This window comes from Lentzea indica (assembly GCF_012184385.1).
GTDB classification, from domain to species: Bacteria; Actinomycetota; Actinomycetes; order Mycobacteriales; family Pseudonocardiaceae; genus Lentzea; species Lentzea indica.
Map to the genome: position 1 here is coordinate 1 of NZ_VSRL01000474.1, position 2,922 is coordinate 2,922.

Here is a 2,922-nt window from a genome sequence, read left to right on the forward strand (position 1 = left end):
TGGCGGCCGGGGTCGGGCATGGCATCACCCGGTTGTTGCTCGGGGTCTCGGCGGTGGAGGACCCGGAGCTGTACGCGGTCACGTCGCCGGTGGAGATGGCGGACGGTGGTGTGCCGGTGCTGGCGATCCACGGCACGGCGGACGAGGTCGTTCCGGTGGAGTTCAGCCGCGACTACGCGAAGTCGCACGCGCAGGCGGAGTTCGTGGAATCGCCTGGGGCCGACCACTTCCACGTGATCGAGCCCGATGGGCACGCCTGGTCCGTGGCGCGCGAGTGGTTGGCGGACAAGCTTTCTCCTTCGTTCGGAGATCGCTGACACTCACGCGCCACGGCCCGTCCTAGCGGGTGCAGCGGTAGCTGGAAGCCACCTGCGGGTCACCGTGGACATAGCGCGAGATCTGCGGGTACGGGCACAGGTTGCGCGTCGAGTCGGCCGTCGCCGCGGCCAGCGTCGTAGGGGCCTTGCCGCGCTCGACCCAGTCGACCAGCTGGCCGAGCGGGTTCGTGGGCTGGGCGCCGTTGCCGCCGAAGCAGTGGTCGACGCCGGGTGCGGTGAACAGGCGGTAGAAGTCGTTCACGTAACCCATGCGCCGCTCCACCTGGTCGCGGTACCGCAGCGTGCCGCCGGGCGGGATCAGCTGGTCGTTGGTGCCGACGAACGTGATCAGCTTGCCGCCGGAGCGGCGGAACGCCGACAGGTCGGGGTCCGACGTGCCGATGACGTCGTCGAACTCGCGGATCGACTGGCGGAACAGGTCCCGGTACTGCTGGTAGCTGAGCTTCGAGGTGTCGAAGCCCGGCTGCTTGAGCAGGAAGCTCTGCACCCACTGGGCCGCGACGGGGAAGCCGGGGCCGGGGAAGCCGGGCAGGGTGCCCGCCAGCCAGATCGGGTCCGCGCCCTTCGGCAGGCCCGGCCACAGGCCGCGGCCGCGTTCGTCGGTCGGGCCGTCCCAGATCTTGCGCATGACGTCGGCGTCGGCCTGCGTCACGGTGACTTCCTTGCCGTCACAGAGGATCGTCTTGCCGATGAGCTGTCGCGGGTCGTAGCTGCAACGGTCAGGACGGTCGACGATGTTGTTGGTGACGCCGTCGTTCGCGTCGCACGCCTCGATCGCCGCCTTGCGGAACGCGTCCAGCACGCAGTTGCCGACGATGTGGCCGTCCTGGTACTGCACGATCTGCGGCCACAGGGTCGCGACGGCGAACTGCGACCAGTTCACGGCGGGCGCGTTGGCGAGAATTCCGTCGTAGTCGTCCGGGAAGTTCTGCGCCTCGGAGTAGCCCTGGCGGCCGCCGGTGGAGCAGCCGTTCCAGTACGAGTACGTGACGGATCGCTGATAGTGCTTGCGCACCACGGACTTCGCGATGACGGCCGACTCGTGCACCGAACGGGTCGCGAAGTTGGTGAGCAGCGGCTCGTTCAGTTCGCCGTTCTTGAGCGCCCAGCTGGTGTCGAGGCCGGTCAGCACGCCCGCGTCGGTGGTCACGGCGGTGTAGCCGTCCTTGACGGCCTGGACCAGCGGGGCTCCGGTGTCACCGGCGGCGTACGCGCTGCCGCCCACACCCTGCAGCCGGCCGGTCCAGCCGGTCTGCGGGAGCGCGACCACGACCTTCACGTGGTCGTCCGCGTGCGTGAGCGTCACGGTGATCTCGCAGTACGCGGGAACGTCGTGGATGGGTGGCGGTGCGGAAAGGGGCGTCTGCGGGAACGTGACGGTCCCGCCGGGCCGGGCGACGGCGTCCACGGACTCGATCTTGGCGCCGGCCGGGGCGGTGACCGGGACCGTCGCGCACGAGGAGGTGCTGCTCGCCGACGCCGGCGCGAGTGGCGCCAGCCCGGTCAGAAGCAGGGTTGTAGCCAACAGCTTTGTCAGTCGTCTCACGCAGCGCGACGGTAGGTGCGCGGGTCCGGCTGTCGCGCCCGTCAGACGACGCTGCCTGTGTACGTCATCTCACCGGACCGGGTGACACGGGGCGGTGATCGGCTGCGAGACTTCCGCCCATGCGCGAGGTGGGCAACAGACGCTACCGGCTGGTTCGCGAGCTGGGGCGGGGCGGCATGGGGGCCGTGTGGCTGGGACAGGACACCGTGCTCGGCCGCGACGTCGCGGTCAAGGAACTGCTGCTGCCCGGCGGCGTGCCCGCGGGCGAGCGGGCCGTGTACCAGGAGCGGGTGCTGCGGGAAGCGCGGATCGCGAGCCAGCTCCAGGATCCCGCCGTGGTCACCGTGTACGACCTCATTTCCGAGGACGACCAGACCTTCATCGTCATGGAGCTGATCAACGCTCCGACGCTGGAGGAGTCGGTCGACCAGGGCGGTCCGCTCGGCGTGAAGGCCGCGGCGACCTTGGCGGCGCAGCTGCTGGGTGCGTTGGAGGCGGCGCATTCTTCCGGCGTCGTGCACCGGGACGTCAAGCCCGGCAACGTGATGGTGCCGGGCAAGGGAACGGCGAAGCTCACCGACTTCGGCATCGCGCAGTCACTGGACGATCCCCGGCTGACGGCGACCGGCACGTTGATCGGCTCGCCCGCGTACATGTCGCCGGAACGGCTCGCGGGTGGTCCCGCCTCGCCTGCCTGGGACCTGTGGGCGTTGGGGGCGACGCTGTTCTTCGCGACCGAGGGTCGCGGCGCGTTCGACCGGCCGACCACGTCGGCGACGATCCTCGCGGTGATGAGCGAACGGCCGGTGCCGCAGGTGTCCGGTCCGCTCGGTGAACTGATCACCGGGTTGCTCGAGCCCGACCCGGAGCGGCGGCTGGGGGTGGCGCAGGCTCACCGGCTGATCGAACGGGCTCTGGCCGGTGGAGGGCCGCAGCTGACCGGGCCGGTGCTGACCGGACCCGTGGTGGACGGTCCTGGGGTGGACAGCCGGCCCGTGGGTGCCGGGCCGATGCCGGGTGTCGGGCTCGCGGCGAACG

General features: G+C 70.5%; 3 protein-coding genes. 2 read left to right on the forward strand and 1 reads right to left on the reverse strand.

Annotation, left to right across the window (positions count from 1 at the left end):
- Window positions 1–317 (forward strand): alpha/beta hydrolase family protein (locus FXN61_RS48565; RefSeq protein ID WP_167980514.1); only part of this gene is annotated, 317 nt, incomplete at its 5' end.
- A gap of 22 nt (window positions 318–339) precedes the next feature.
- Here the strand turns inward: FXN61_RS48565 and FXN61_RS48570 are convergent.
- On the reverse strand, window positions 340–1,884 hold the full coding sequence (locus FXN61_RS48570; RefSeq protein ID WP_167980515.1) for a tannase/feruloyl esterase family alpha/beta hydrolase: 1,545 nt from the start codon (window positions 1,882–1,884) through the stop codon (window positions 340–342).
- Between the two features lie 119 nt (window positions 1,885–2,003).
- Here FXN61_RS48570 and FXN61_RS48575 point away from each other — a divergent pair.
- Window positions 2,004–2,922 (forward strand): serine/threonine-protein kinase (locus FXN61_RS48575; RefSeq protein WP_167980516.1); only part of this gene is annotated, 919 nt, incomplete at its 3' end.